Below are 26,452 nucleotides of genomic sequence, written 5' to 3'. Positions count from 1 at the left end.
GCGGGCCCGCGGGCGCCCGGCGACCGCGCACCGGCGTCCGTCGCACACCCTGTGCGACCGCCGTTCGCCTTGGAGGACTACGCTTTATGCCCCGGCCCTCTGCATCCGGGACCCGCTCCCGGGCCCCCGCACCGCGCCGTACCGAGAAGTTCAGGCAGCACACCACCGCTTCTACCCGAGGTTCAACGTATGGCGCACGCAGATGCAATGGGGCTCTGGACGCTCAGGTTCTCGACCGTCCTCGCCCCCGTCCCCGTAGTGGAACTCCTGGAGATCAACCGGTTCTGGGGCTACGGCCTCCTCGGCCCCGCCATCGCCGCCACCTGGGCCACCGGCCTGTGGCAGCGCCGCCGCCACCTCGCCCGCCTCGCCCCCGCCGAAGCCCCCGACCCTCAAGCCCGCCAAGGGTTCTGGGACGCCGCCGCCCCGGAGCCCGCCGCCGACGGACACGCCGAGCGCCGCGAGCGCGCCATGACCAACCTCGTCGCGTCCATCAAGGACGAGTCCGTCGACATCGACCTGCGCGTCCAGCTCATCCAGGACCTCGTCGACCTCGGCGGCGAGGTCATGGCGCTGCGCCTCGCACCAGTCGCCGTCGCCTCCGAAGTGGACGTCGAGGTGCGGCTCGAAGCCGCCGAGCACCTGAGCCGCTTCAACCTCGGGCACGCCACCGACGCCCTCGAAGCGATCGCCACCGACCCGGACGTCGGCGACAAGTACCGCCTCGACGCCGCCAGCGCCCTCGCCGACAGCGCCGCCCGGCCCGCCGCGATCGCGCTCATGCAGCTGGTCACCGACGACGGCGTCAGCGAGTACGTGCGGCACTCGGCCGCGAACGCGCTGCGCCGCGTCAACCGGCCCGCCGCGGCGATGGCGCTGCGGCACTTGGCGAACGCGCCGCTGGTGACGTCGCGGCTGCGGATCATCTGCGCCGAGCAGCTCGCCGACGACAACCCCGAGGACGCCCGGGACGCGCTGTGGCGGCTCGTCAAGGGCGTCGAGGCCGTCATGGACCACCATCTCGGGATCGACGCGGCCGAGGCGATGCACGGGATCGACCCGGAGGCCGGGGTGGAGGCGTACTCGGTGCTCGCGGTCGACTCGTGCTTCCACTGGTCGGGGCGGATCGAGGCCGCGTACCGGCTCGGGCGCCTCGGAGTCGGGGACGGGTTCGACCTGCTGAGCGATTTCGCGTGCGCGGAGGGCGTGGAGGACGTGTACGGCCTGGCCGCGCTGGACCGCTTGTTCCAGTTGGAGATCGAGTCGGGGACGCTCGACGCCGAGGACTGATCCTAGGCGGGTTTGACGGCGGTGTAGACGGTGTCGATCGCCAGGTGGTGGAGGTCGCGGCGGCGGCCGAGCCAGTCGGGGCCGTCGCGGTCGAGCAGGCGCGCCCACGTGTCGCGGTCCTCGCCGGTGAGGAACGCGTCGAACCATTCGACGCGGGTTTCGAGGGCCGCGAGGGCGTGGTCGAGGTCGGGGCCTTCCAGGGGCGCGGGCTTGGCGACGAGTTCGTTGAGCGTGCGGATCTCGGTGAGGCCGGCGTGTTCGAGGGCGAGGTTCCAGCCGTAGGGGAGCGGGGTCCCGCCGTGCTCGGCGAGTTCGGCCGCGAGGCGGCGGGCGCCGGCTTCGATGAGGCGCAGTTCCAGGCCGGGGCGGCCGGTGCCGAGGTTCGCGGGGAGGAACTGGGGCGCGGTGCCGCCTTCGCCGATGGCGAGGCGCCCGCCGGGGGCCAGGAGTGCGGCGAGGTTCCCCAGGGCCGCTTGGGGGTCGGCGGCGTGGTGGACGACGTGTCCGGCCCACACCAGGTCGGCGGGGCCGTCGACGGCGGCGGCGAGGGCCGCAGGGTCGTCGACGGAGGCGAGGGCCGTGGTCATGGGGGTGCCGCGTTCGGCGGCGCGGTCTTGCACGAGGTCGAGCATGGCCGGTTCGGCGTCGACGGCGGTCACGTGCAGGCCCGGGATCGTCTCGGCGAGGGCGAACGCCATGCTCGCGGCCCCGCAGCCGACGTCCACGGCGGTGCGCGTCTCGGGGCCTGCGAGGGTGGCGGCGAGGTGCCGGTACCGGTCGGTCTCGGCGTCGGCGCGGGCGCGGAACCGGGGCGCCTGCTCGGCGAAGTCGAACGCCGCCGACCCGTGGTGGTGTCCCTGTGATGCCATGCGGGCCAACCTATCACCGGGTCCGATCGGCGCGCACGCGAAAGGGCGGCCGCACCGCGGCCGCCCTCATGAAGCGTGTTCAGGCCGCCGAGAGGCGCTCCTGGACGCGGGTGACCTCGGCGTCGGCGACGGCCGTGCGGATCGGGCCGTGCGGGCGGTCGGCCTCGGTCAGCGAGGCGAGCAGGCCGCGCGACAGCCCCGCCTCGGTGAGCGCGAAGCCGCGCAGGACCAGCGGGAGCAGCAGGGCCATGACCAGGCCGCCGGCGACCGCGAGCGCGGAGACGGCGAGGTAGGAGTCGCCCCAGCCGAGCCAGCGGGTCGCGTACTCGATGCCGTCGCCCTCGCCGGTGGCGCGGCGGATCGCCCACGCGTACAGCGGGTACGCCAGGGAGACCACCGTGACGGTCCACCAGGTCAGGGCCACGACGAACCCGGCGATCGCGAGCGGGAAGTTCACCACGCCCCACAGGAGGTTCAGCCACGACTGGCCGTCCGCGATCGGCGTCAGGAACCGGCGCAGCGCCGACGCGCCCTCGGGGGCGCGGCGGTACCGCGGCCGGACCACGGGCCGGCCGAGGACCGCTTCGAGCTGGAACCGGCCCGCCGCGGCCAGGCCGCGCATCGCCAGCAGCGTCGCCGCGAGGATCGGGACGCCCACCCACACGACGGCGGTGCCGACGCCCGCGGCGAACCCGGCGACGGTGATCACGAAGGCCGGCAGGGCGATGGGGAACGCGGAGAGCAGGTACGCCGAGTCGGCGCCGAGCTGCTTGAAGATGCTTTTCATGCTTCCAATACTCGTCCGCGCGGGCGCTTCCTTCGAGCCTGCGAGCAGGCATTTCGCCGGTAGGGACAGCCCTACCGGCCTGGTCGGGCCCGCCCTGAGCCGGCGTCGAGCCGCGGGCCGGGGCCGCGTTCGCCGGGACGTCCAGGTCAGTGCGGGTCCCGGGGCGATTCAATGGAAATCGCTGATCCGGTTTTGAGGTGTCCCCGAGCTTCGGCGCACAGTGTCACTGCCCATGAGACCGATGCTTTCCCGGGCCGTGCGGATCGGCTGCGCCGCGGGCCTGACCGCGCTCGCACTGGCCGCCTGCGGCGACGACGACGCGGACGCCACCGACGAGGCGACCTCCGACGACCCGTTCGCCGCGTACACGGCGTGCCTGGAGGACGAGGGCATCGACCTCCCCGACGACTGGAGCCCGTTCGGCGAAGGCGGCGGCTTCCCCGGCGGCGGTGGCGGCGAGATGCCCACTGACATGCCCACCGACGGCGAGATGCCGACCGACATGCCCACCGGGGAGATGCCCACCGACATGCCGACCGGAGACATGCCCTCCGGCGGCCCCGGCGGTGGCGGGTTCGGGGGCTTCGAGGCGCCCGACGGCGTCGACGAGGACGACTGGACCGCCGCGACCGAGGCCTGCGCCGCCGAACTCCCGCAGGGCGGCGGAGGCGGGGGCCAGCCCGGCGGCGGCCAGGAGTCCGCCACCGACGAGACCACCTAGAGCTTTACCCGTCTCTCCCCGGAGAGGAGCGGCGCCGGCGGCGCCATCGAGCCGGCGCCGCTTCAACATGCGTTAGGTGCGGCCCGGGTCGTTGACCTCGACACCGGGCCGCCATGTGCCACATAGTGGCCGTCACGTCCCGCGGCAGCCGTTGAATCTGCTATTAACACAGCGCTCTGCCATTGAACTACCGCCGCAAGTGGTGCGGCGGGAAGGATTCGAACCTTCAACTTCTGTGCCCCAGGGGGCCGCTCGCGGATCCGGACGGCGTGGCGAATGCTGATACTGGAGCGAGAGTCTGAGTCTTCGCAGTGCGCCTCTACCAATTGGGCCACCCGCCGGCCGGTCGAGCCGGCGGGGAGGGACTCGAACCCCCAACACCACCGCGATCTGCTACGACTGAATCTCAGTTTCAGCGTGGTTCGGCGCTTGCGCGCCACCCCTGTCGCTCAAAACAGGGGGGTCTGTGGGTCAGTCCCCGAGCAGGTAGCCGAAGACCTTCGCGCCGACCGACTCGTCGGCGACCTCGGTCCCGTTGGCCTCCTCGCGCGCGAACTTCACCGCGAACTGGAGCTTCTCCAGCCGGTCCGAGAGCTGCGCGACCCGGTTCGCCGGGGCCGAACCGGAGAACTTCACCGTCGTCCAGTACCCGACCGGGATGTCCTCGTAGTAGACCTCGACCTGCGCCGGGTGCTCCTCGGTCGCCTCGGCCTTCACGTGGTTGCGCGGGACCTTCTTCGTGCGGACCGTCCTCACCGGGTCGGTCGCGAAGCAGTCCGCGGCCTCGTTGAACGTCCACGACTCGGCCGCGTCCAGGACCGGCAGGGCCTTCACGAACGCCTGGAGCTCGGCGAGCTGCTTCTCCAGGAACAGCAGGTACGTGACCGGGACGTCGGCGACGAGGACCTCGCCGTCGACGGTGATGTCCGCGGTCGCGACCGCGTTCGTGCGGTCCTTCGTCGCCGTCACGTCGAACAGCCGCGTCATCGCCGCCGAGACCTCGCGCAGCTGCGCCTCGACCCGCCGCTGCACCTTCGTCGACTCGGGCGGCAGCTGCTCGCCCTCCTCGTCCTTCGGCTGGTAGGTCCGGGAGATCCCCGACAGCAGCGGCGCCTTCCCGAGCTCGCGCCCGGCGTCGCCGAGGGCGCGCGCGGCCTTCGCCTTGACGCTCTTCTCGATCGCGATGATCTGGTTCAACTTCGTCACGGAGCAGTCCTCACTTTCGCGCCCCACCATAGGATGCGCGCGCCACAACGGGCGACCCGGTTTCCCGTCAGCGGTCGCACCAGCGCGCGGAGCGGGCCGGGCCGAGGAAGCACAGGACCAGGATCGACAGGATGATCCCCGTGCAGTCGAAGTTGAACGTGAACGACGTGCCCTGTTCGAGGTGGTACGGCATCGACGCCGAGTACATGACCATCTGCCAGGCCAGCTGGACGCCGATGGACGCGCCCTCCAGCGCGAGCGCGCCCCGGCGGGCCGAGGCGCTGCGCCGCATGATCCTGACCGCGAACAGCGACCGCAGCGCCGCGAACAGGAGCGCCTGGAGCGAGAAGACCAGGAGCACGAGCGGGACCCAGTCGGCCAGGCCCGGGACGACCTCGACGAACACGTCCCGGCCCGCCGTGAGCGCGTACGCGGTGGAGATGCCGCTGAGCAGGCCCAGGCCGACCTGGACCCACATGAGGACCACGGCGGCCGTCGTCAGACCCGGGCGGCGCGGCGGCTGCCAGTACTGCGGCGGATACGGGTATTGGGGCGGATAAGCGGGGTACACGGGGTACTGCGGGGGATCGGCCACGGTACGGCCCTTCGAAAGGGGGGAATGGGGATGCCACTGAGTGTAAGCGCGTGCCCGCCCGCGTGGGGTCCCGCAATATCCGGCCCCGGGCCTTAGATGCGGTTTGCGACCGGTGTGTTCCGGGGTACTAGGGTGGTCGCGGGTCGGCGGCGATGACGCCGACCGCACCCGCGGCAGGACGGAGACGCGACATGATCATGCGGCTGGCCCAGTCGCTCGGTTACGAGGTCGTCGAGGTCGACGACGGCGACGGGACCCTCGCCGTGGGCGGGCACGACGGCGCCAGCGCCCTCCGGGTCGGATGGCGGCCCCTCATCGTCGAGGGCTACACCGGCTCCGGGTCCATCGACCGGTTCGCGATCCGCACCCGCGACGCCCGCCACCGCGAGAGCCTGCGCGGGATGCGCGAACGCCTCCGCGTCCCCGACCAGGACGCCGACCCCGCCGAGCTCGCGGCCCCGATCTTGAGGCTCCTGGCGCCCGGCGCGTACGGGGTGCGGCGCTGGCCGGACGCGAACGTGCACATCGAGCCGTTCGGGGAGAACCGGTCCGCGTGGTGGTACCCGTACGAGGCCATCGGCACCGAGGGCACCGCGGTCATCCCCACCGACAACTGGCCGCCGCCCAGCGACGCCGTGGTCGGCATGTACGCCGACGCGATCGGACGCGGCGAGCGGCCTCTCGCGGTGCTCCTGCGGTCCGAGCCGCCGGGCGACGAGCAGGACTGCGCGGCGTTCCTCATCGACGGCCACCACAAGCTCGCGGCGTACCGGCGCACCGGCGTCCACCCGCACTTCCTCGACATCGCGCGCCTGGCCGACCGGCGCCCGTGCGAACCGGGCGACCTGCGGGCCGTCATCGGCGGCGACGGGCAGCTGCTCCAGTCGGCGGCGAACCTGATGCGGTACCTGGAGCACGCCGGGAGCTGAACGGCGCGTTCACTACTAGGCGCTGAACGGTGCGTTCACCGCCCGGGACGCCACGGCCCCATCGGCACCCCGCCGGGCCGGTCCAGGGCCGCGAACAGGGCCTCGGTGTCCGCATCGGCGGTGACGGCGCCCTCCACCGCTTCGAGGTGGTCCTCCAGGAACGTGCGCAGCGCCTCGCCGTCGATCCGCTCGCCGTGCCTGAGCTGCGGCGCGGCGTGGAGGACTAGCAGGAGCATGCCGCGGACGCGGTGCTCCGGGCCGCCGATGCCGGGCTGGAAGTAGGGGACCTCCAGGACCTGCGCGCCCGCGGCCTCGTAGAACGCCAGGCGGCGGCGCGGGTCGCCGTGCGCCTCATGCGCGGGCGCGTCGGGGTCCTCGATCTCGGCGACCACCAGGCACGGGTCGCGGCGCACCGCCCACGCCGCGACCGCCTCGCGCAGCAGCCGGCCGCCGATCCCGCTGCCCCGCGCCGCGGGCCCCACGGCCAGGTAGGTGAGCAGCTGGACCCGCGAGTCCGCCGACCAGTCCCCGAACGCGGCCGCCACCGGCTCCCCGGCGTCGTCGAGCACCGCGAACAGGTTCGCCGAACCGTCCCGCAGCGCCGCGGCCAGCACGTCCTCCGCTTCGAGCTCCTCGGGCGGGAACGACGGGGTGAACAGGCCCCGGTACACCGCCGTGAACAGCCCGTCCGGTGCCGTGCGCTCGACAGTCGTGAACCCCATGACCAGACCCCCTGGAACGCCAGTGTTCCACCGGCCGCCGCCCGCGGGGCCCGAAACCGCTAGCGGGCGATGCGGCGCAGCCGCCGCCTCGCCCAGGCCGTGTGGGCGCGGTGCAGCGCCCGCGCCGGCTGGGCGGCGAGGAACCGCACCGTCGACCACGGGCCCCCGTTGTAGGAGACCCACCGCGCCGACACGTACACCGCCGCCCACGCCGCGACCACCACGGTGGCGGCGCCCCAGCCGGCCGGCGTCCAGAAGCCCGCCGCCTGCCAGATGCTGATCGCCGCGCACACCGACAGCGCCGACACCGCCGCCGTCAGCGAGTCCCGCACCCGCTGCTGCCGGTCGCCCTCCCAGCGCTGGAGCGTCGCCTCCGACTGGTCGGCCATGACCTCGTTCAGGCGCGTGCTGAAGCTCGCCAGCTGCTCGTCGACGCCCTTCGCGGTCAGCAGGCGCCGCAGCGACGCCGAGTTCGACGGCGACCGCAGCAGCCCCGGCGAGTGCAGCAGCGCGATGACCTGCCTCGTCTCGCCCTCGAACTCCAGCATCTGCATCCGCTTGCGCTTCATCGCCTCCACCTGCGCGGACCGGTCCGCGCCCGGCAGCGAGTACCCGGCGATGATCTCCGTGACCAGGGCCCGGTAGTCGTCCAGCCGGTGGTTCCACGCCGCCATCATCCCGCCCAGGCACGCCGTGAACTCCGCGATCGCCTCCAGGTCCCCGGAGATGAAGTTCGGGGCGTCCAGGGCCGCGATCACCGTCGTGTTCTCCGTCGAGACCAGCAGGTCGCCCTGGTTGCGCTGGTTCCAGATCTGCTTGCTGTGGTCGTCCGCCAGGCGGATCCAGTCCCACAGCGACTCCTTCGCGTCCGGCGCGGCGTGCAGCAGCACCGACGAGCCCACCAGCTCCAGCAGCCGCCTCCCGTCCTGCACCAGCGGGCGCACCTCGTCGCCGGTCGTCCGGTCGAACTCCCGGTCCCGCTCGGACGCGCGCAGCACCCGCACCAGGACGTGCGACCGCCCCCGGTGGATCCGCACCGGCGGGGCCTCCGGGTCCGCGCCGGCGGCGAGGTCCTCGGGGAGCTGGCGCAGGATCAGGTCCCTTGCGAAGCGCGACAAGCGGTCCCACGTCACCTCGGTGCCCTCGCACGACACCTCGACCGTCCCGTGCTCGCGCGCCGCCCGGAACATCGCCGCGTGCAGCTGACCCGGGTACAGGTCCTCGACCGTGCGCTCCAGGCGGAGGCCGTGCACGCCCATCGGCGAGAACCGCAGCGCCGCGTTCAGCTCCTCGGTCGTCTCCCCGTCGACCACCAGGCGCACCTTCGGCAGGATCAGCTCCAGGCCGTCGAAGCGCTTGCCCCGCTCAAGGCGCGGCTCCCAGATGTCCGCGTGGTACGTGAAGTGGTCGATCGCCGCGGTCGGCCGCACCGCCCCCGCCCCGGGCTCGGCGAACGACCGCTTCAGGCGCGCGCGGATCGTCTCGTAGTCGATCCCGGTGACCCCGAACGGGAACAGGTACACGATCCTGCCCTCGTCGATGCGCATCCACTTGTCCTTCTGCGCGTCCCGCAACCGCTCCAGGGCCTGCCGGTGCGCGTTCATCTTGCTCAGCTCCACCGACGAGAACGGCCACGCGTTCACCAGGCGCCGCAGCTCCCGGCGCACCTCGAACTTCTCCCGCTGCCCCGACGACCGCGCCACCAGCGCGCGGTGCAGCTCGCGCAGCACCAGGTGGTACTGGCGGCGCACCGCCACCTCCCCGCCCACGAACCCGCCCACCGGGCCGCCCTCGCCCTCGGCGTCGTGCAGCAGGCCCGCGCACGACCCGATGACGATGTCCAGCGCCTCCGTGTACCGCAGCCGCGACCCGGTCTTCAGGCAGTCCTCCAGCTCGATCTCCTGCCGCACCAGCTCGCACAGGCGCAGCGCCAGACCGACGGCCCCGTCCGGCTCGCCGTCGAGACCCCACGCCCGGGTCGCGATGTCCCGGAACCGGATCATGCACTTCATCAGCATGTCCACCCGGAACGTGTGGTTCCATGCCCGCACTGACGAATGGTGCACCCACAGGCACAGCAGCGCCCTGTCGACGCTCCCCGGCGTCAGCGCCGCCTGCCGCTCGAACTCGATGCCCGCCCGCCGCAGGAACTCCGCTTCGACATCCAGCTCCCCGCCCGGATCGACCTCCGACTGGAGCCCGTTCCAGATGAAGCAGTCCCGCACCGCCTGCGTGTCGACCCCGCACCGCTCCCGCAGATGCGCCTCGATCCCGCCCTGCACGCCCGGATCGCGCGCCACCAGCGCGAACCCCACCCCCGCAGGCTCCGGCCCGCTCCGCGGCGCCGGAACGACCGCGACCTCGGACTCGCCGCGCTGCATCGGGAGGTGGCTCATGCCACAAGTCTAGGGCGAACCTGCACGTCACCCGGTACATCGCCAACGGCCCCATGCCGATCCGCACCCGAAACGCTTCGCGCCTTCCGGTTGAGCGGGGTGGGTCCCGTCCAATAGGGTGTTCACATGCGAAAGGGTCTGTTCCGCCGCACCATCAGGCGCGCCCGCACGGCCCGCCCGTCCGGCGCCGCCTCCGGCTTCAGCGACGCCGCGGGCAAGCGCTACCGCGTCGTCCCCGTCGACGACCCCGAAACCGCCGCATACGCCGACCCGCCCCGAAAATGGCCCCGCGTCGCCGCCATGGCCGCCGCCTGGGCCGTAGTCCTCGGCCTCGGAGCCTGGATCGCCCCGGCCTTCGCCGCAAGCGGAAACGAAGAGAACCAGGACCCGCGGGACCAGGCCGCCACCGACGCGGAGGGAGCCGCATGGAGCTATCTCCGGTACGGCTCCAACGAAGACCTCGACCGAGCTGAAGCCGCCCTCTGCGAGGACGCTTCGCCGGAGCTCACTCCCGACGATCTGGACGCAGTCCGCCAGTCGTACGCCGACCAACTGGGCGGCATCACACGAGTTGATGTCGAGACCGGAGATCCAGTGCCGACAACCGATGGCATCGCGATCGCCGGAACCGTTTCTTACATCTCCGAAGGCACCCAACGCCACGAAGAATTCATCGTGACTGTGCAGGAGAACGACGGCACCTATTGCGTCTCCAATACGGAACAGCCCCAGGAAGAAGAGGAACCGAGCTCCGAGGGTTCCACAGGCAACGCCGTCGACCCTGAGACATTGGCTTCTGAATTCCTCACGTACATCGTGGGAACCAGGAACATTCAGGCCGCCAGCGAGATCCAGTGCGAAGCGTTCACCGGCATCACCCCGCAGGACCTCGACGCCGCGATCGACGACTGGGCTGCCACCAACGGCGAGACCAGTGGATTCGTCAGCGTCGACCCGGCCGAATCCTCGGACGGCTCGGTGGCAGCATTCGCGGCCGAGGTGACACTCCAAGGCGAACTGAACCAGGAGACCTTCGAGTTCGACATCAGCGTGCAGGGAGACTGCGTGGCCTCTCTTCAGGGCGGCGACAACCTCATGGACGGCACCGAGGACTGAGTCCTCAGCACCGCTTATTCGAGCGGGGCGCCCATCTGCTGCATGAAGGTGATCGGGTTGACCGCCCCCGCGGCGCTGCGGTCGGCGTTCAGGTGGGTCTCGAAGTGCAGGTGGGGGCCGCTGGAGCGGCCCGAGGAGCCGACGTAGCCGAGGATCTGGCCCGCCTGGACCACGTCGCCCTCCTTCACCAAAGGCGCGGAACCGAAGTGGCAGTAGCGGGTCAGGTAGTCCCCGGCGTGGAGGATGTTGACGTACCAGCCGCAGCCGGCGACCTCAGGAGAGCCGTCGACGTCGCACGAATAAGGCTGCCCGTTCAAGCTCGCATTGCACTCGGACGTGATCACAGTCCCGCTCGACGCTGCCACGACCGTCGCCCCTCGCGGTGCGCCGATGTCGACCCCGTTGTGGGTCGGGCGCTCCGGGGTCTGGAACCCGGACCAGATCGGACCCTCGACCGGGGCCATCCAGCCCGCGGCCGACAGCTCGCCCGGTTGTGCGCAGGTACCGAGTTCGGTGCTGACCGCCGAGACGTTCGCGCCGCCACCGGTCAGGGTGTTCACGATCTCCGTCGCCAGCGGTTCGTGCTTCGCGTAGGCGTCAGGGAATGCCGAGATCTGGACCCGCTGTGCCGCGACCGTCAGCGGCAGGCTCTCCCAGTTGTCGACCTTCACGAGCTTCTCGTAGAACTTCGTCGAGGCGTACACGGGATCGGTGACCTGTTCCGGCGTGCCCCAACCCGATGAGGGCCGCTGCTGGAACAGCCCCAGCGAGTCGTGGTCGTTCTGGTCGCCGAGGTGCCCCAGGTTCGTCAGTCGCGACTCCTGCATCGAGGTCGCCACGGCGATGACCCAACCGCGGACCGGCACTTCGAGGTCCTGCCCGACGGCGATGATGATGGCCGCGTTCTTGATCTGCTCCGAGCTGTACGGCCCGATCTTCGGGAACTCGGCGTTCGGGTCCACCGTCGTCGTCCCGCACCCGGCGGCGATCACGGTGCCGTCCTCGTCGTTCGACTGGTCCGACAGCAGCTGCACGATCGACACGACCGCACCGAGGCAGCACACGCTCAACACCGCGAGCGTCCACACCAGCGGCCGGAGCCGCTTGGGCACGCGCGGGGGCTTCGGGTCCTCGGACCGCTCCTTGGCGGTGGTCGCTTCACTGCTGACGACGCTCATGACTGCTCCCAGTCGATCGCCGAGACGAGCCAGCCGTTCTCGGTCCAGGGGTTCGAGCCTTCGACCATGGTGAGCGTCAGCGTCCCGGTATCGAGGGGGACGCCGACCTTCAATCCCTCAGCGATCGCTTCGCCGACGATCTCCTCGGCGGGGACCGTCTCCGGGTCGGCCCCCTCCATCGCGGTCGCGGTCTCGGTGGTCAGGAACGGCTCGATGGAGTCGTACCAGCCTTGCGCGCCATAGCCGTTCGGATTCAGCCACGCCTCCGCGAACTCGACCGCTTGGTCGACGGCCTCCTGCGGAAGCTCCTCGTCGGCGAAGCAGTCGTCGCCCTCGCACTCCTCGGTGGCGAAGCCGTCGTCGGCGGTCAGCCCCTCGGTGGTGGCGTCGCCTTCAGAGCCGTCCACGCCGTTGGTCCCGTCGAGCGGGGTGTCCTGGCGCCGGTTGGCCAGCGCGATCACGCCGAGCACCAGGATGAGGATGATGACGATGATCCCGTAGCGGGAGAAGATGATCCGGAGGGCGCGGTTCATCCGTCATTCCCTTCTCGAAGGCCGGTAGACCTCTCCACCACCGGAACTGCCGCCGGTGGACGTGCTCGTGGACGTGCCGGAGCCGCTCCCGCTCGTCAAGGGTTTGTCGGAGGTGGTCTGCTGCTCGGGCAGCGTGTCGCTCGAACCGCCGCGCGGGGTGCGCACGGTGTCGGAGGTTTCCTCCGGGCGGGCGTCGTCCCGGCGCTGGCGGGCGCGCTCCTGCTCGCGTTCGCGCTCGGCCGTACCGGAGTCGCCGCGTCGTCCGAGCAACGTGTCGGCGGGGCCGCTGCCGCCGACCAGGCCGGCGATGCGCCTGCCCGGTCGTAGGAGCAGCCAGGCGGCCACGCCTAGGAGGCCGATCATGACCACTTGCAGCCATACGGGCATGGCGGTCTGGAGGATGCGGCTCGACGCCCAGATGTAGATGACCGCCGCGAGCGAGAAGATCGCGACGTTGATGATCGCACCCAGGACGGTGTTGACCAGGCGTTTGAACGGACCGCCCGCAGGGCGCAGAAGCGCGATGGTGCCGATGATCGGCAGCGCCACGATCGCGAACCGCACGATCATGAAGCCCAGGATGATGAGGATCGACGCGGTGAGGTCGAACAGCGAGAAGAAGATCGCGGTCAGCAGCGCGAGCAGGCCGGTGCCGGTCCGCTCCCAGGCGCGCTGGCCGCTGATGTTCGCGTACGCCTCGGGGTCCTCGGTCTGGATCTGCGCGATGAGGCCCTGCCAGAGCTCCTGCTTCTCCTCGATGAGCCGGTTGCGGACCGTTGCGGAATCCTCCGCCTCCTCGTTCTCCTGCCAGGACATCGCCTGGGCGGCGAAGAGCGCGGGACCGTACTTGTAGGCCGTGTTCGACTCGGTGACGACGGGGTTGCCTTCGGAGTCCTCTACGACCTCGCCATTCCGTTCCTGGAAGGTGACCTCTTCGCTCTGGCCGAGCATGGTCCGCAGCCAGTTCTGGTACAGGACCTGCCCGGAGACCGTGTCCGACGCGGTGACCGCCGCAGACCGGGTGTCGATGCAGAAGTTCGGGTTCGCCTCGTTGTCCTCCTTGAGGTCCTCGTACTCCTGCTGCGTGAGGCCGTCGATGCGGACGCAGCCGTCCGCGGTGTCGTCGCTGATCAGCACGGTGCTCAGGTCCATGCCGATGGTCAACGCCTTGTCGGTGTACTCCGCGGCCTTCACCGGCCAGCGCACGACCGCCGTGACCAGGACCAGGATCAGCACCGCCCATGCGACAGTGGTGACCGCGTTGTTCATGTCGGCCTGCCGCGAGCGCCACAGCAGGTACAGACCGATGAGGCCGACCGTGACGGCGCCGAAGACCGTGAAGATCTGGCGGTAGAGCACCTCGGTGCCCTGCTCCATGAAGCGGTTCGACCAGCCCCACATGGTGTCGGGCTCCCACGCGGCCTGGCGCATCGAGTTCGCGGCGCCGACCGTGGCGACCGACAGGTTGAACTCCATGTTCGCCAAGGCGTTCGCGGTGTCGGCCCCGTTCGGGATCGACACGGAGTCCACGCACTGGCCGCCGACGCTCATCTGCTGGGAGCCGTACATCGGGAGCTGATAGCCCGCGTACCCGTAGGCGCTGTAGGTGCCGATGCCCTCGCTCTTGTCGAGGTTGCTGGGTTCGGCGAACCAGCCGGCCATGCCGGAGTCGGGCGAGGCGGGTTGGGGTGCCGCCTCGCACGGGAGTTCCTGGGCCTCGGGGAGTTCCTCGACGCACTGGGACCAGTAGGTGTGCCACTCGTAGTCCGAGCACCCCTCCGCGTCCCCCTGCGCCCCGGCGGCTCCCGGGGTCAGGACCAGGGCCCCGAGGGCGGCGGCCATTACCAGGAGCATTCGGGCGGCCCTGCCGCCGAGGCGCGCGAGGCGGCCGGGGGCGGGCGGGGCGAGATCGTGGACGGCGGAGGGGTCGGTCACTGGTCCTCCCCGGGGGTGGTGTTCAGGTAGTCGAGGAGCCCGCGGACCCAGCTGAAGTCGGCGCGGATGCGCTGGACGCGGCCGTCGACGTCGCGCATGACGAATTCGCGGTAGGGGAGCTTCCGCGTCTCCGAAGCGTCCACTTCGGACAGGGACGCCAAGACGCTCTCGTACCCGACCCCCGTCGGCACCCGCAGGAGCTTCAGGGCCTCCTCCGCGATCTGCGCGTCCTCCGCGATGCGGCCGACGAACACGGTCGAGACGAGGTTCTGGACATCGAGCCCGAGGATGTCCTTCGGGTTCTGCGAGGCCACCAGCGCCGCGAGGTTCCACTTGCGCGAGTCGCGGGCGAGGCGCACCAGGAACGACCGGCCGGACTTCCAGCCCTCCATGAAGTGAGCCTCGTCGAGGCCGACGAGCTTGCGGCGGTGCATGTCGCCGCCGTAGGCGCGGCGGACGGCGAGGCGGTGCGCGGTGTGGAGCATCGGCAGGGCGAGCGCCTCCTCCGCGGACCAGTACTCGCGCTCGATGCCGAGGTCGGGCAGGCGCAGGCCGGACATCGTGATGACCGTCAGCGCCGTGTCGTCCTCCAGGACGCCCTTGTCCGGGGTGCCGAAGAACAGCTTCGCGAGCGGCATCTCGGCGGTGTCGAGCAGCAGCGCGGCGAGTTCGGCGCCGTCGCCGGTCACGTGGTCCTCGGCGTCCTGGAGGGACTCGACGAGGTCCTCCAGCGCGGAGTCCTCCTCGGCGGGGACGTGGCGGGCGGCGTGGCGCAGGAGGCGGGCGGTGCTCGCCTCGCGCTGGACCTGCGGCGGCAGGAGCATCGCGCAGATGTCCTGGACGAGCATGCGCCGCTCGGAGCGGGCGTTGGAGACGGCGATGTCGTACTCGCGCTGGCCGTCGGGCGAGTCGGCGTAGTGCTCGCGCCGCGGGGACGGGATGAGCGCGTACGGCGCGAGCGTCCCGTACTCAGAGCCGGTCAGGTTGAGCACGCGCGAGAACGGCTTGAGCTCGGGCATCTCGCACAGCTTCGCGAGCGGCCCCGACGGGTCCAGGAGCGTGACCTGGACGCCGCGGCGGGCCGCGAGGTAGCCGATGGCGCCCATCAGGGTCGACTTGCCGCCGCCGGGTTCGGCGACGAAGACCGACAGGCCGGACTTCTCGCGGACCTCCGTGGCGAAGTGCAGGTCGAGGAAGACCGGGCTGCGCGAGGTGCCGGCGGTGCGGCCGATGAGGTCGCCGCGCCTGTCGCCGACCACGGAGGCGGCCTGCGGCATGGCCGCGGACATGAGCTTGACGGGCATGCGGCGGACGTACCCGGTCTGGGCGACCGGCTCGCCGGGGATGAACTCGCGGGCGAGCCAGTCCTGGTTCTTGGGGTGCTGGAGGCTGATGCGCATGTCCCGCTGGTACATCTGCATGAGCGTGCGGGCGCGCTCCAGGCACTCCTCCTTCGTGTCCGCGGTGACGGCGAGGCGGTGCCAGCCGTGGGCGCGGGCGGCGTCGATCGGCAGGCCGGTGGTCATCTCGTCGCCGACGCCGAGGGCGCGCTCGGCGAGGCGCTGGAGCTCGGGCGGGGCGTCCATGGCGTGCTCGTCGTAGTCGCGCTGCTGGCTGCGGATGAGGCGGAGCCGGTGGTCGAGGTCGCGGAAGGCCTCGCCGGGGCCGAGGATGTCGATGCGGCTCGACAGCTCGACGGGCCACGGGCAGCGCTCGTGGAAGTGCAGCCACGGCTCGTGGCGCTGGGGGATCTCCAGCTCCTCCATGCGGCCGACGGTGAGGACGGCGGTGTGCTTCTCCTCGCCGGTGAGCCGGTTGACGAGCTTGACGGTGGAGCCGTACGGGCTGCGGTAGCGCTCGATGGACTCGGTCAGGGCGAGGACGTCGCCGGGCTCCCAGTCGCCGTTCGAGCCCGAGAGCAGGCGCGGCGGCTCCATGCCGAGGGCGACGGAGCGGTAGACGAGCCATTCGAGCTCTTCGGTGGTGGCGCGGCGGGCGCGCACGCCGAAGGAGCCGAGGACCTCGTCGAACTGGAGGCTGCGCTTCTCGATCTTCTCGCGCTCGGAGAGCTTGGTGCCGCGGCCGAACATGCGCCCGACCTTCTCGCCCATGGTGTCGAAGGCGCCGCGCCGCGAGAAGGTGATGCCGAGGAACGTCTCGCCCTCGGCGTGGGAGAGCTGCTGGAGGTGGCGCTGGGCGGCCACGAGGTGGTCGGCCCAGCTGGTGCCGCCGGGGACGGTGCGCAGCGGCCGCGCGGTGTTGCGGTCGACGGTGCGGGCCCACTGGTCGGCCGGGAACGGCCGGGTGGTGCGGCGCATGTGGACGCGCATGCCCGCGAGGCCGGCGTACTGCTCGGCGATCGCGACGATGAGCGCCTCGCGCTCCAGGTCGGGCCGGAAGGACCAGCGCACGCCGGGCAGCTTGTACCAGGCGGTGACCGACGCGGGCGTGAACGTGACGTGCCCGGCGATCTCGGTGAGGCTCAGCTCCCGGAGCGGCTGGCGCTCCTTCTCGGCGCCGATCGGCTTGACGCGGGCCGGCTTGGCGTCGCCGGTGCCCACCGGCACCGCCTCGGCGCGGGACTGGCGGACCGGGACGAGGTCCTGGCCCGGCGGCCGTTGTGTACTGGTTTGCCGCGCCTGTGGGCGACCTGTGGAAACAGTGCCGCGGGCCTGGTCAACAGGCTGTGGATAACTCGACCCCTGCTGTGGATAACTTCCGTTGCGCTGTGGATAACCCTGTGGATTCCCGCTGGTCGGAGGCGGTGCGTAACGCTGTGGATACCCCTGTGGATAACCCGGCTGATTCTGTGGATAACCCTGGGGATAGCCCTGTGGACGAGTCGTCGAGGGCGGCGTCATCGACGCAGGTGGCGACGCGTGTCGCAGCGACTCCACTGGGGACGCCTGGCGGGGCTCCTGCGGCGCGGGCCGCGGCTCGCTCTGGGGGCGCGCCTTCGCGGGCTCCCCGCGAAACACCGCGTCCGCGAGGGCGGTGGCGTCGTCGCCGAGGTCGCCGGACGACCGCTCCCGGTCCCGCACGGGCGCGGGGGGCCGGGGGGCCGAGAACTTGGCGACGGGCTGACGGCGGTCCTCGCCGCTCATAGGCGCTCCTCAGTTCGGACGGGCTCCACGAGTGTGGGCCGCAGGCGGATCGAACGGGTCGTGAACGCCGGTATCCGGACCTCGCGGCCGTCCCCGCGCGTGTGCTTCCAGTCGGTGAGCAGCGTGCGCAGGACGGTGGTCGCGGGCCGGTCGGCGTCGACGTTGCGGAAGATCAGCGAGGTCGCGACGAGGGCGAGGGAGATCTCGATGGCGGGGAAGAGGTCGACGTCGCCGGTGAACGCCCAGCGCACGAACATGAACAGGGCCAGGAGCGCGGCGAACGCCCCGTACTGGCCGTACGGGAGGTGGACGGGGAGCGTGTAGCCGGGGGGGCCGAGGTACAGCAGGCGGGCACGGTAGATGTCGTCGTCGGTGCGCAAGCGCATGGGCGTCCTCCGTCCGGCCTAACTGCAAAGGGGCGATGTGGGGGCCTGCTAGTCCTCTTGGCTGAACAGCACGTCGACCAGGCCGCCGCCGACGGCCACGAGGACGACCGCGCCGGCGATGAAGGCGATGCCGATGATGGCGATCGTCGACGAGGTGAGGACGCGGCTGACCTCGCCCTTGTTCGCGCGGGCGATGAAGATGAGGCCGAGGATCGCCAGGAGGATCGGGGCGATCTTGGACAGGAAGAACCCGATGATCCCCTGCGTGTTGATCTCGGCGCCGGCTTGGGCGGCGGAAGCCACCGTCCAGAGTGTCTCTCTCACAGTCATCAGTCCCATCCTTCCGTCACACGAGCAACTAGAACCTCACGTAACGCAATTTTCACTCATGTTTCTTGTCTCCCAACCCGTTGCGGGGTCTGCCCTCATCATATGCCGGACCCCTGACGGAACGCACCTTCGTCGGCTCGAAGAGCGACCGTGAACCTGGACATCCGCAACTGAAACAGATAAGCCGGGAAGTATCAATCCGATGGCCGCGATCACTGCGTGTCGGCAATCCGACACTAAGATGGGAGAGCCCGGTGACCTACGATCAAGCCGCACAATAGAGCCCGGCGGCCCAGCCGGGCAGCCCGATCCGCCGGCCCCAGGCCGAGCACCGACCTCGCGGAGACCACCATGGACTACATCGACGACATCGCCGGCCGGCTCACCGCCGCGGCCGTCGCCTTCGCCGTCGCCGGTCTCGCGGTCGCCGCGCTCTCGGCCGCTGCGCTCGGCGGCGTCCGCGCCTCCGAGAAGTGGCCCTCCGCGCCCGTCCCCAGGCTCGGCCGCCCCGCCGTCATGGCCGGCGCCCTCGTCGGCCTCGTCGTCTTCGCCCTCGCCGCGGGCCTGTTCTCCCTGGCGCGCTTCGGCACCGATTTGAACGCGAACCTGCGGGTACTCCTGGCCGTGGGCGTGGACCTCCTCGCGCTCGCCGCCGGACTCTGGCTCGTCAGCTATGTTGCGGGCAAGGTCGAGATGCGGACGCTGATCAGTGTCCCCGACCATCACGCGACCCCGCCGCCGATCCCGGTCTCCGGCGACCCGACCCGCTACCAGATCCCCGACTACACGGAGACGCCCGTGGAACCCGACCCGCAGGACCAGCCGCACCACTACCCGCCCGAGCCGCGCCACCCCCAAGCCCCCTACGCCCCCGACACGTCCGCGACCGGGAGCCTCCCCGCGTCCCGCTCCGCCGTCCCGACCATCCCCACCGACACCCGGCCCGGCTGGGTCTTCCAGGACAAGGGCACCGGCGCGTTCTACGCCGCCGTCGCCCAGAGCAGGGGCGGCATCAGCCTCCTCGCCCTCGACGACTTCACCGTCGCCCGCACCGCCTCCCTTGTCGGCCCCCTCGAACTCGTCGGCTCCGTCGAGGCCACCGTGTGGCCGCTGGAGAACGGCGCCAATACCCAATTACCGCTCGCAAGCTTCGCCGAGGCCCGGGCCGAAGCGGGAGCCGACCGCACCGGCTGACACGAAACAGCGGCCGTCACCGTGCGCGCGGTTCGCTATCCTCGGAGTGACCTCCAGCGAAGCGAGCCGCGCCTGTGAACGACGCCGACCAGGTCTTCACCGACCTCGACGAGCACGTGACGCTGCGCGTGCTCGACGGCCGCATCGACGTCGAGGTCTCCTCCTCCGGGTTCAGCCAGTCACCCAGCGCCATCGCCAACCTCGTCGTCGAGCTCGCCGGCCGCATGCCGCGCCCCGGCGCCGCCGCCGACCAGGCCCTCGCCGCCGGGATCGACGCCGTCGCCGACCTCCGCCAGGCCGCCGCGACCGGCGGCTTCGAGGACTTCGCCGCCGTCATGCGCGGGCGCCTCGGCATCGAGGCCCCCCAGGGCACCCTCAGCCGCGACCCCGAGTTCGACCGCGCCATCGCCAACCGGCTCGACGGCGTCCTCAACTCCATGCGCGCCGCCCAGACCGCCCGCGCCGAACCCGCCCGCGAGGTCCTCACCGCGGAGGTCACGAGCGATGAAGGCGACCTCACCGTCACCTCCAGCTCCGAGCGCGCCGTCGCCGGCGTGTGGATCGGACCCGACGCCCGCGCCCGCGGCGTCGAGGGCCTCTCCGCGGCCCTGACCGGCCTCATCGCCCGCGCCCGCGCCGAGGTCAGGACCCTCGCCGAGGAGCGCGCCCGCGCCGGGCTGCCCGACGAGGTGGCGAAGACGATCGACAATGCCCCGGAGGACGCCGAACGCGCCGGGGCCGCCGCCGCGCAGATCGTCGACCGCATCGCCAAGGCCAACGAGACCCTCCAGAGGAAGGCAGGACAGGCATGACCCGGATCTTCGACCCCGAGTTCGTCCGCCGGCTCGGCGAGGGCATCGACGGCAGCGTCGTCCCCGTCCTGGAGTCCACCAACGAGGTCCTCCCCGCCCTCAGCGAGATCGACCGCAGCCTCTACACGACCGTCACCCTCCCGATGGCCGCCGCGTACACCATGGCGACCTCCACGGTCACCGAGTCGATGGCCGGCGCCGCCGAGTGCTTCCGCAATCTGCGCGACGCGCTCGACTCGTGCGCCCAGGACATGACCGACACCGACGACGCCTGCGCCGAGGCCTTCGGCGCCGGCAGCTGAGGGAGCCGCATGTCGACCGGGCAGAGCCTCTACGACGCAGGGGAAGAGATGTCGCCGTACTACAACGGCGTCATCAAGTCCTGCGCGGTCGCCATCGCCCCGCCCGCGATGGTCTTCGGACTCGCCGTGCAGGCCATGGCCACCAGCATCTACCTCAACCAGTGCAACCCCGGCGACATCCTCAAGGCCGCCGGCGCCTGGGTCTCCCTCGCCGAGAAGAACACCGAGGCCGCCGACGCCCTCCAGGCCGAGGTCGACACCGTCAACGACGAGAACTGGTCGGGCGACGACGCCGACGCCTTCCGCGAGGCCGCCGCGAACCTCAAGGCCCAGCTCCAGCAGCTCGCCGTCACCGCGTTCCTCATCGGCGCCCAGCTCGTCGCCTTCTCGGTCATGCTCACCGTCTACTGGCTGTTCCTCACCGCCTGCACGATCGTCATGGACGCCTTCCTCGCCGCCTACCTCGCGGCCCTCGCCGGTGTCCTCACCGCCCCCGGCGCGCCCGCGATCATGGCCAGCGCCCAGGCCGTCGCCACCGGCCTCGTCGCCTCCATGAAGAGCATCGAGGCCTATCTCATCGCCGTCTCCACCGGCTGCGCCGCCCTCACCGGCGGGCTCACCGCCGTCACCTTCGGGTTCCAGAAGCTCCACGGCAACCCCGTCGACCCGCTCGACGTCGCCGGCGCCGGGCTCGCGAACATGCTCGAAGGGTTCCTCGTCTACGGCATCAACGTCGCCACGATGACCCCCGGCGGCCGCCACGCCTCCGTCACCAACGCCATGCACGTCTTCCAGGGCGTCTCGGCGATCTTCCCGACCTACAAGGGCGACGGCGAGACCGGCGCGCTCTTCGACGGCGGCGGCCCGGCCCTCGGCATCCCCGACTCCCTCCTCAACCTGTGGGAGGACCACGCGCCCGACCGGTTCACGAACCCCGAGCGGGTCGAATGGCGGTTACCCGCCGCCGGGCCGCCGGGTGGACGGCCGCCGCGCTCCTCGTCCTCGTGCCGCTGCTTGCCCTCGCCGCGGTCACCGTCCGGTACCTGGAGTTCCGGTCCGCCGCCGACGGCGAATCGGGCACGCACGGTGCGGTCGTGGTCGAGAAGGCGGGCGTCTCCGGCGGCGGCGACGAGGTCTGCACCGGCGTCTTCACCCCCGACGACGGCGGCCCTGACATCGAGGTCGACGTCGAGGTCGACGGCCGCTGCACCGAAGGCGAGCGCCTCGACGCGTTCCTGGTCGAACCCGCTGCGCTCCATCCGGACTGGGGCCGCCCGACCGCGTGGACGGCCGGGACCGGCACGGGCGAGCACCTCGCCCCCGTGGTCGCCGTCCTCGTCTTCCTCGTCCTCCCGGTCCTGCTCGCCGCCGTGATCCTGCGCCGCCGGCGCCCCCGGTAGGCGCCGCTTTCGGTGCTGTCGCGAGGCGGTCGCAGTTGGTACGGTGAAGGGAACCTGCCGCCGTTCCCCTCGCGAGGTGAGTTTCGATGAGCGACAACGAGTCCTACCAGGGCCTCGATGCCGCGGCCCCGGCCGCCGCCGCCCCCGCGTTCGGCGACGTGGAGACGCGGCCCGACATCGTCGCGGCGCGGCCCGGCTGCTCCAATCCGGAGTGCGGCAACGCGGCCGTGCACCCCGCCGAGGAGGGCTGGCAGCGCCTCGTGTCGGCCGTCCCGGTCGAGCGCCAGCTCTACCGGCTGCGGCCCAGGGAATCGGCGATGTCGTACCCGACGGAGGCCGACTTCCGCGCCGCCGTCGCCGCCGTCCGCCCCGAGCACGCCGACGCGCACTCCCTCGAACGGCTGCGCGGCGCCTGGACCGACGACGTCGCCGGGCGCCTCGCCGACTGGTCCGAGCAGATCCGCGCCAACCTCGCCGACCTCGCCGAAGGCTGGTCGGGCGCCGATTTCGAGTCCTTCGAGGCCGCCTGCGGCCAGACCCGCGAACTCGTCGAGGACCTCATCGACGACGTCGACGCGACCGTCGCGAGCCTCCAGGTCACCGAGGACGCGCTGTACACGATCCAGGGCGGCGACTCCGGCGAGATCCCCTACCCCGCACCGCAGTTCTGGATCGACGGCGACTGGCACAGCTGGGTGTCGGTGCACGTGCGGCCCGCCTGGTGGCACGGCGACTGCATCCAGTACACCTGCCAGGACGCCGAGCACGTCGTGGCCCTCGCCGGCGGCGAGCCCGAGCTGGCCACCGAGATCATCGACTACATCGACGAGCGCATCCTCCACTACATCGACTACTACGCCAGCCCCGTCACCATCGAGCGCGAAGGCCTCGACCCGGCCAAGGGCCTCACCGTCGAGGAGGCCAAGGAGCTCGCGGTCGCCGACGCCATGGAGCACTACGGGACCCTCGTCGACCAGAGCTGGGGCGCCTACGACTCCCGCCACGCCGCGATCGACGACGACATCGCGCAGCGCGGCGCCGACACCGACGGCGAGGACCGCTCGGTCCGCACCGTCCGCAGCGACAAGGACTACCCGGCCGCCGCCGACCCCGCGTACATGGACCTCGCGCCCCCGCCCATGGACCAGCCCACCGGTTCCGGCGCACCCCAGGCCACCGAGGACCCGTCCCTGGACCCGCCCGCGGGCGAACCGCCCGCTGCCGATGACGAGGAACCGGCCGGGGACGGCGAGCCCAGCGGCGGCCTCGCGAGCGGTGGAGCTTCAAGCGGCGCAACCGGATTCGGTGCAGTCCCCGCCTCCACGACCACCACCGCCCCCGCAGTCGGCACAGCCTCGGTCGCGGCCACGACCCTCGGCGCCGCCACCGCCGGAGCCGCCGCTGCGAGTACCGCCGCCGCGCCCCGCGGAGGCGGCCCGATGATGGGCGGCCCGGCCGGAGCCGCGCAGGGACTGCCCGCCGACGACAAGGAACGCGAACCCGACGTCGACCTGGTTGAGGACGGGAACATGTGGGGCTTCGTCGACGAAGACGACGACCCCTACGCCTGACCCCGCCTCGAGAACTGGAGCCCCGCATGGCCATCCGCGCCTTCGACCCCGCCGCGCTCGAACGCTACCGGCAGTTCCTCGGCGACCTCATCGACGAGCTGGAGAACGAGGTCGTCCCGTCCCTGCGCGACGGCGCCCTGAAGAAGGCCCCCGCCTTCGGCACCGCCCCCGGCGCGACCGAGCACGCCGCCGTCGAGTACGCCGACTTCCACGCCACCACCTGGCGCAACCTCCAGTACCTCCGCGGCACCCTCTACGGCCTCCGCGCGGGCCTCCAATCGGCCATCGACAACGGCGGCGTCGTGGACCAGCAGACCGCCGTCGAGATCCTCCGACTCACCGACGGCGACGACCTTTACGCGTGATTTCCGTGCTTTGCGAACTGCGGTCACACTCCGTGACGGCCATGTTGTTCAAAGGCGCACGGTTTGCACACCCCTGCTAACCTGAACCGTGAACTTACCGTCGAGACCCGCGTAATCCCCCCGAAGGGCGCAGGGCGGTGCGCAGACTCCGCACCGTCCCGTCCGCGTCCTCGCGCGATGGCGTCTGACCGCACGTCGGGGGACCGTACCGCAGGTACTGAACTCACAGACAGGGAATGCGATGCCGAAGGTCGACCCAGAAGCGCTCCGTGCCTACCAGCGAACGGTGCAGGCGCAGCTCGACAAGCTTGAAGACGAGATCATCACGCAGCTCCGCAACGGCCAGCCCCTCGGCAAGCTGCCTGCGTTCGGGATGCTCGACGGCTCTGAGGCGGCGCGCACGACCTACCAGACGTTCCACGAGACGACTTGGAACAACCTCCAGGCCCTGCGCGAATCCCTCGACGGCATCGTCAGCACCCTGGACGAGTCGGCGAAGGGCCACGAGGACTCCGACGACGTCAGCGGCCAGAACTTCGAGAACCAGCTGTGACAGTGGTCAGCCGGCAACCGGGCGACCGACAGAGAGGATCCTTCAACGTGACCCGAAAACTGACCCTGGTCAAGGGCCTGGCCGCGGCCGGCGCCGCCGGCCTATTGCTGACCGGATGCGGCAACGACCCCTCTTCGCCGCCCTCAGACGGTGCGACCGGTGGCACTGATGGTGGCGGCTCCGGCTCCAGCTCGTACGGCGTCATGGCCGAGTGGGACGGCTGCCCGGCGCTCGACGACCTCCAGTCGATTCAGGACTTCATGGGCGTCGTCGACTGGGGCGATGACGGGCTGACGTCCAGCGACATCCCCGGTGGTCTCGACGGCGAGGCGTTCAACTGCGGTGCCTTCCTGGCAAACCTCCCCTCCTACACGGTTGACGGCAGGGCCTTCACCGGACACGCGACCATCGACATCGGTGTGGCCCCGTGGGAATCAGACTCCGAGGCCACCGAGAACTTCCAGGTCCGCGTCGACCAGCTGAACGAGGCGCTCGAGACCGGCGGCACCGAGTACACGGACGTGCAGCAGGGTGAAGTCGAAGGCGACTGGGACGAGAGCTATTACTACGGCGGCAACTCGGCGACCGGCTACAGCCTGAGCGCCGTCGTCCGCAAGGCCGACATCGTCTTCTACGCGTTCATCGACTACACGAACGACCCCGCGGTCGAACTCGAAGCGGACCCGGTCTACACCTTCACCAATGAAGAGTTCCTCACCTGGGTGCTCGGCGACTACATGCCGACGACATATGCGGACCTCCTCGCCAAGAAAGAAAGTGGCCTCTAGTCATGGCTGAAGAATTCGAGAAGGAAGAGTACGGCGACGCTGCCGAGGGGAAGGCGAACTCCGCGATCCAGGCCCGGATCAACGACCTGATGAAGACCCCCTCCTGCGGGCTCGGCGAGTGCACCGCGAAGACGGTGGACCCGGCGGAGGAGGCATGGCTCAAGCTGATGTCGGCGGTGCCGCGAGGCCACCAGGCGACGGCCAACATCCGTCCCTCCCGCGAGATCCAGTCCTACGCCCTCCCGAACGGCGAGTCGGTGCAGTCGCTGGTCGCCTCGCTCCGCCCGAGCAGCCCCGACGAGTACGCGATCCTTGAGATCAGCGAACTCTGGGCGGACCTCGCTGGCAAGATGACCACCATTCCCGCCGACCTCGAGACCGGACTGACCGCGCTCTCCGGCGAATGGGAGGGCGAAGACTACGACGCCTTCGAGGAGCAGGTCCAGACGGTCATCAAGAACTCCAAGAAGGTCCTCGACGACATCATCGGCGCGGACGGCAACAGCGGCGCTGTCAAGAATCTCAGCGACAAGGCCACTGAGATCTACAACCAGCAGGGCGGCGAGGAGTGCCCCTACCCGTCTCCGAAGTTCCACCTCGAAGACGCCGCGGCCTGCTCGCACAAGATCCACATCCGGCCCGCTTACTTCGGGTCCTGCGAAGTGTTCCCGGACGACGAGACCAAGGTCGCGATGGAGTGGGCCGGGTTTGACGCCACCATCGTCGACGAGGTCGAGAGTGAACGCCAGCGCGTCTACGACAACTGGATCGAGTACACGAACGCGAACCCCGACTACGAGGAAGACGGTCGGCGCGGGGCGGAGCTCGCCAAGTACCACTCCGACGAGTACGCCAAGACGGTGACGGACAACCTCGGCACCGACGGTCAGGAGCAGCTCCAAGAGCAGGCCACGATCGTCAACGAGAACATCACGGACCGCACCAGCAACACGAACATGGCCGTCCAGGAGATCAAGCCTGAAGCGGGCCAGTCGGAACCGACGACCTTCAACAACGGCAACACCGAGCCCCCCGGCGGCCTCGACGGCGGCTCGCCCCCCGGTGGCGGTGCGCCTCCCGGGCTCGGCGACATGAAGCCTCCGGGAAGCGTGAAGCCGGTGAACCCGCCGAAGACGGACCTGCCCGACAACCCGGGCAACCCGGACTACCCGGGGAACTCCGACCTGCCTGGTGGCAGCGACATCCCGGGCCCCGGCGACCTTGACGACAGCCCGTGGGACCCGTCCACGCCCGACCCGGACGACCTGCCTTCGGGTGGTCTGGCCGGCGGCGGTGGCGGCGGGCTCGGCGGTGGTGGCCTCGGTGGCGGCGGCCTTCCCGGCGGTGGCGCCGGTGGCGGCCTGCCGGGC

Annotated in this window: 24 protein-coding genes and 1 pseudogene; 13 read left to right on the top strand and 12 right to left on the bottom strand. The window is 71.0% G+C overall.

Features of this window, described 5'->3' with window-relative positions; translation table 11 throughout:
* Window positions 1–189: 189 nt before the first annotated feature.
* Window positions 190–1,290, top strand: a complete 1,101-nt coding sequence (locus tag DI269_RS20795; protein ID WP_157975128.1) for a hypothetical protein — start codon at window positions 190–192, stop codon at window positions 1,288–1,290.
* 2 nt (window positions 1,291–1,292) lie between these two features.
* Here the strand turns inward: DI269_RS20795 and DI269_RS20790 are convergent, their stop codons facing one another.
* The gene (locus tag DI269_RS20790; RefSeq protein WP_112139383.1) at window positions 1,293–2,159 is read right to left on the bottom strand and encodes a class I SAM-dependent methyltransferase; all 867 of its coding nucleotides are present in this window, start codon (window positions 2,157–2,159) and stop codon (window positions 1,293–1,295) included.
* A gap of 79 nt (window positions 2,160–2,238) precedes the next feature.
* Window positions 2,239–2,946, bottom strand: coding sequence for a sensor domain-containing protein (locus DI269_RS20785; protein ID WP_112139381.1), 708 nt, complete (start codon window positions 2,944–2,946; stop codon window positions 2,239–2,241).
* Between the two features lie 232 nt (window positions 2,947–3,178).
* Here DI269_RS20785 and DI269_RS27265 point away from each other — a divergent pair, with 232 nt between their 5' ends.
* Window positions 3,179–3,667 carry a hypothetical protein gene (locus DI269_RS27265; protein WP_157975127.1) on the top strand — a complete coding sequence of 163 codons (489 nt, stop codon included), beginning with the start codon at window positions 3,179–3,181 and terminating at the stop codon, window positions 3,665–3,667.
* A gap of 471 nt (window positions 3,668–4,138) precedes the next feature.
* Here the strand turns inward: DI269_RS27265 and DI269_RS20775 are convergent, their stop codons facing one another.
* Entirely contained in the window at window positions 4,139–4,873 is a 735-nt protein-coding gene (locus DI269_RS20775) for a DUF7873 family protein (protein ID WP_112139377.1), read from the bottom strand.
* 67 nt (window positions 4,874–4,940) lie between these two features.
* Entirely contained in the window at window positions 4,941–5,468 is a 528-nt protein-coding gene (locus tag DI269_RS20770) for a hypothetical protein (protein WP_157975126.1), read from the bottom strand.
* A gap of 191 nt (window positions 5,469–5,659) precedes the next feature.
* Here DI269_RS20770 and DI269_RS20765 point away from each other — a divergent pair, with 191 nt between their 5' ends.
* On the top strand, window positions 5,660–6,397 hold the full coding sequence (locus DI269_RS20765) for a hypothetical protein (protein WP_112139373.1): 738 nt from the start codon (window positions 5,660–5,662) through the stop codon (window positions 6,395–6,397).
* A gap of 35 nt (window positions 6,398–6,432) precedes the next feature.
* Here the strand turns inward: DI269_RS20765 and DI269_RS20760 are convergent, their stop codons facing one another.
* A complete protein-coding gene (locus tag DI269_RS20760) occupies window positions 6,433–7,119 on the bottom strand; it encodes a GNAT family N-acetyltransferase (RefSeq protein WP_112139371.1) in 687 nt (228 codons plus the stop codon).
* 59 nt (window positions 7,120–7,178) lie between these two features.
* A complete protein-coding gene (locus tag DI269_RS20755; RefSeq protein WP_157975125.1) occupies window positions 7,179–9,515 on the bottom strand; it encodes a hypothetical protein in 2,337 nt (778 codons plus the stop codon).
* Window positions 9,516–9,641: 126 nt separating this feature from the next.
* On the opposite strand from DI269_RS20755, the gene DI269_RS27850 reads away from it, so the two are divergent.
* Window positions 9,642–10,631, top strand: coding sequence for a hypothetical protein (locus DI269_RS27850; protein ID WP_198667600.1), 990 nt, complete (start codon window positions 9,642–9,644; stop codon window positions 10,629–10,631).
* 14 nt (window positions 10,632–10,645) lie between these two features.
* Here the strand turns inward: DI269_RS27850 and DI269_RS20745 are convergent, their stop codons facing one another.
* From DI269_RS20745 to DI269_RS20720, 6 genes are read right to left on the bottom strand one after another with little or no spacing between them, the layout of a single operon-like run.
* A complete protein-coding gene (locus DI269_RS20745) occupies window positions 10,646–11,809 on the bottom strand; it encodes a M23 family metallopeptidase (RefSeq protein ID WP_112139365.1) in 1,164 nt (387 codons plus the stop codon).
* A complete protein-coding gene (locus DI269_RS20740; RefSeq protein WP_112139363.1) occupies window positions 11,806–12,342 on the bottom strand; it encodes a hypothetical protein in 537 nt (178 codons plus the stop codon). Before DI269_RS20740 ends, DI269_RS20745 begins: the two co-directional genes overlap by 4 nt.
* A gap of 3 nt (window positions 12,343–12,345) precedes the next feature.
* Window positions 12,346–14,277 (bottom strand): MFS transporter, encoded by a 1,932-nt coding sequence (locus tag DI269_RS20735; protein WP_112139361.1) that lies wholly within the window; start codon window positions 14,275–14,277, stop codon window positions 12,346–12,348.
* Window positions 14,274–17,381: an ATP-binding protein gene (locus DI269_RS20730; protein ID WP_112139359.1), complete on the bottom strand. Its 3,108-nt coding sequence runs from the start codon at window positions 17,379–17,381 to the stop codon at window positions 14,274–14,276. The genes DI269_RS20735 and DI269_RS20730 overlap by 4 nt, the downstream gene beginning before the upstream one ends.
* Window positions 17,378–17,767 (bottom strand): hypothetical protein, encoded by a 390-nt coding sequence (locus DI269_RS20725; RefSeq protein WP_198667599.1) that lies wholly within the window; start codon window positions 17,765–17,767, stop codon window positions 17,378–17,380. Before DI269_RS20725 ends, DI269_RS20730 begins: the two co-directional genes overlap by 4 nt.
* 48 nt (window positions 17,768–17,815) lie before the next feature.
* Window positions 17,816–18,097 (bottom strand): hypothetical protein, encoded by a 282-nt coding sequence (locus DI269_RS20720; RefSeq protein WP_112139357.1) that lies wholly within the window; start codon window positions 18,095–18,097, stop codon window positions 17,816–17,818.
* Window positions 18,098–18,448: 351 nt separating this feature from the next.
* Between DI269_RS20720 and DI269_RS20715 the strand changes: the two genes are divergently transcribed.
* The 9 genes and pseudogenes from DI269_RS20715 to DI269_RS20675 form a co-directional block, all read left to right on the top strand.
* Window positions 18,449–19,291 carry a hypothetical protein gene (locus DI269_RS20715; protein ID WP_112139355.1) on the top strand — a complete coding sequence of 281 codons (843 nt, stop codon included), beginning with the start codon at window positions 18,449–18,451 and terminating at the stop codon, window positions 19,289–19,291.
* A gap of 74 nt (window positions 19,292–19,365) precedes the next feature.
* Complete coding sequence (locus DI269_RS20710; RefSeq protein WP_112139353.1) at window positions 19,366–20,103, top strand: hypothetical protein; 738 nt, start codon at window positions 19,366–19,368, stop codon at window positions 20,101–20,103.
* Window positions 20,100–20,405: a type VII secretion target gene (locus tag DI269_RS20705; RefSeq protein ID WP_112139351.1), complete on the top strand. Its 306-nt coding sequence runs from the start codon at window positions 20,100–20,102 to the stop codon at window positions 20,403–20,405. Before DI269_RS20710 ends, DI269_RS20705 begins: the two co-directional genes overlap by 4 nt.
* Window positions 20,406–20,414: 9 nt before the next feature.
* Window positions 20,415–21,779 (top strand): WXG100 family type VII secretion target, encoded by a 1,365-nt coding sequence (locus DI269_RS28715; RefSeq protein WP_112139349.1) that lies wholly within the window; start codon window positions 20,415–20,417, stop codon window positions 21,777–21,779.
* Window positions 21,780–21,891: 112 nt separating this feature from the next.
* Complete coding sequence (locus DI269_RS20695) at window positions 21,892–23,376, top strand: WXG100 family type VII secretion target (protein WP_112139347.1); 1,485 nt, start codon at window positions 21,892–21,894, stop codon at window positions 23,374–23,376.
* Between the two features lie 26 nt (window positions 23,377–23,402).
* Window positions 23,403–23,741: a hypothetical protein gene (locus DI269_RS20690; RefSeq protein WP_112139345.1), complete on the top strand. Its 339-nt coding sequence runs from the start codon at window positions 23,403–23,405 to the stop codon at window positions 23,739–23,741.
* A gap of 241 nt (window positions 23,742–23,982) precedes the next feature.
* On the top strand, window positions 23,983–24,294 hold the full coding sequence (locus DI269_RS20685) for a hypothetical protein (RefSeq protein WP_112139342.1): 312 nt from the start codon (window positions 23,983–23,985) through the stop codon (window positions 24,292–24,294).
* Window positions 24,295–24,341: 47 nt separating this feature from the next.
* Complete coding sequence (locus DI269_RS20680) at window positions 24,342–25,082, top strand: hypothetical protein (RefSeq protein ID WP_157975122.1); 741 nt, start codon at window positions 24,342–24,344, stop codon at window positions 25,080–25,082.
* A 2-nt stretch (window positions 25,083–25,084) separates the two neighbouring features.
* Window positions 25,085–26,452, top strand: a pseudogene (locus DI269_RS20675) (hypothetical protein); the annotation flags it as partial.

This window comes from Glycomyces dulcitolivorans (genome assembly GCF_003265355.1).
GTDB lineage: Bacteria > Actinomycetota > Actinomycetes > Mycobacteriales > Micromonosporaceae > Glycomyces > Glycomyces dulcitolivorans.
The sequence above is the reverse complement of the archived record's forward strand: the minus strand, read 5'-3'. Positions and strand labels throughout refer to the sequence as shown.

What these genes read in the sequence shown, in the direction of transcription:
- DI269_RS20795 (WP_157975128.1), top strand. Translation starts at nt 190, where the DNA reads ATGGCGCACGCAGATGCAATGGGGCTCTGGACGCTCAGGTTCTCGACC.
- DI269_RS20790 (WP_112139383.1), bottom strand. Translation starts at nt 2,159, where the DNA reads ATGGCATCACAGGGACACCACCACGGGTCGGCGGCGTTCGACTTCGCC.
- DI269_RS20785 (WP_112139381.1), bottom strand. Translation starts at nt 2,946, where the DNA reads ATGAAAAGCATCTTCAAGCAGCTCGGCGCCGACTCGGCGTACCTGCTC.
- DI269_RS27265 (WP_157975127.1), top strand. Translation starts at nt 3,179, where the DNA reads ATGAGACCGATGCTTTCCCGGGCCGTGCGGATCGGCTGCGCCGCGGGC.
- DI269_RS20765 (WP_112139373.1), top strand. Translation starts at nt 5,660, where the DNA reads ATGATCATGCGGCTGGCCCAGTCGCTCGGTTACGAGGTCGTCGAGGTC.
- DI269_RS20760 (WP_112139371.1), bottom strand. Translation starts at nt 7,119, where the DNA reads ATGGGGTTCACGACTGTCGAGCGCACGGCACCGGACGGGCTGTTCACG.
- DI269_RS20755 (WP_157975125.1), bottom strand. Translation starts at nt 9,515, where the DNA reads ATGAGCCACCTCCCGATGCAGCGCGGCGAGTCCGAGGTCGCGGTCGTT.
- DI269_RS27850 (WP_198667600.1), top strand. Translation starts at nt 9,642, where the DNA reads ATGCGAAAGGGTCTGTTCCGCCGCACCATCAGGCGCGCCCGCACGGCC.
- DI269_RS20745 (WP_112139365.1), bottom strand. Translation starts at nt 11,809, where the DNA reads ATGAGCGTCGTCAGCAGTGAAGCGACCACCGCCAAGGAGCGGTCCGAG.
- DI269_RS20740 (WP_112139363.1), bottom strand. Translation starts at nt 12,342, where the DNA reads ATGAACCGCGCCCTCCGGATCATCTTCTCCCGCTACGGGATCATCGTC.
- DI269_RS20730 (WP_112139359.1), bottom strand. Translation starts at nt 17,381, where the DNA reads ATGAGCGGCGAGGACCGCCGTCAGCCCGTCGCCAAGTTCTCGGCCCCC.
- DI269_RS20725 (WP_198667599.1), bottom strand. Translation starts at nt 17,767, where the DNA reads ATGCGCTTGCGCACCGACGACGACATCTACCGTGCCCGCCTGCTGTAC.
- DI269_RS20720 (WP_112139357.1), bottom strand. Translation starts at nt 18,097, where the DNA reads ATGACTGTGAGAGAGACACTCTGGACGGTGGCTTCCGCCGCCCAAGCC.
- DI269_RS20715 (WP_112139355.1), top strand. Translation starts at nt 18,449, where the DNA reads ATGGACTACATCGACGACATCGCCGGCCGGCTCACCGCCGCGGCCGTC.
- DI269_RS20705 (WP_112139351.1), top strand. Translation starts at nt 20,100, where the DNA reads ATGACCCGGATCTTCGACCCCGAGTTCGTCCGCCGGCTCGGCGAGGGC.
- DI269_RS28715 (WP_112139349.1), top strand. Translation starts at nt 20,415, where the DNA reads ATGTCGACCGGGCAGAGCCTCTACGACGCAGGGGAAGAGATGTCGCCG.
- DI269_RS20695 (WP_112139347.1), top strand. Translation starts at nt 21,892, where the DNA reads ATGAGCGACAACGAGTCCTACCAGGGCCTCGATGCCGCGGCCCCGGCC.
- DI269_RS20690 (WP_112139345.1), top strand. Translation starts at nt 23,403, where the DNA reads ATGGCCATCCGCGCCTTCGACCCCGCCGCGCTCGAACGCTACCGGCAG.
- DI269_RS20685 (WP_112139342.1), top strand. Translation starts at nt 23,983, where the DNA reads ATGCCGAAGGTCGACCCAGAAGCGCTCCGTGCCTACCAGCGAACGGTG.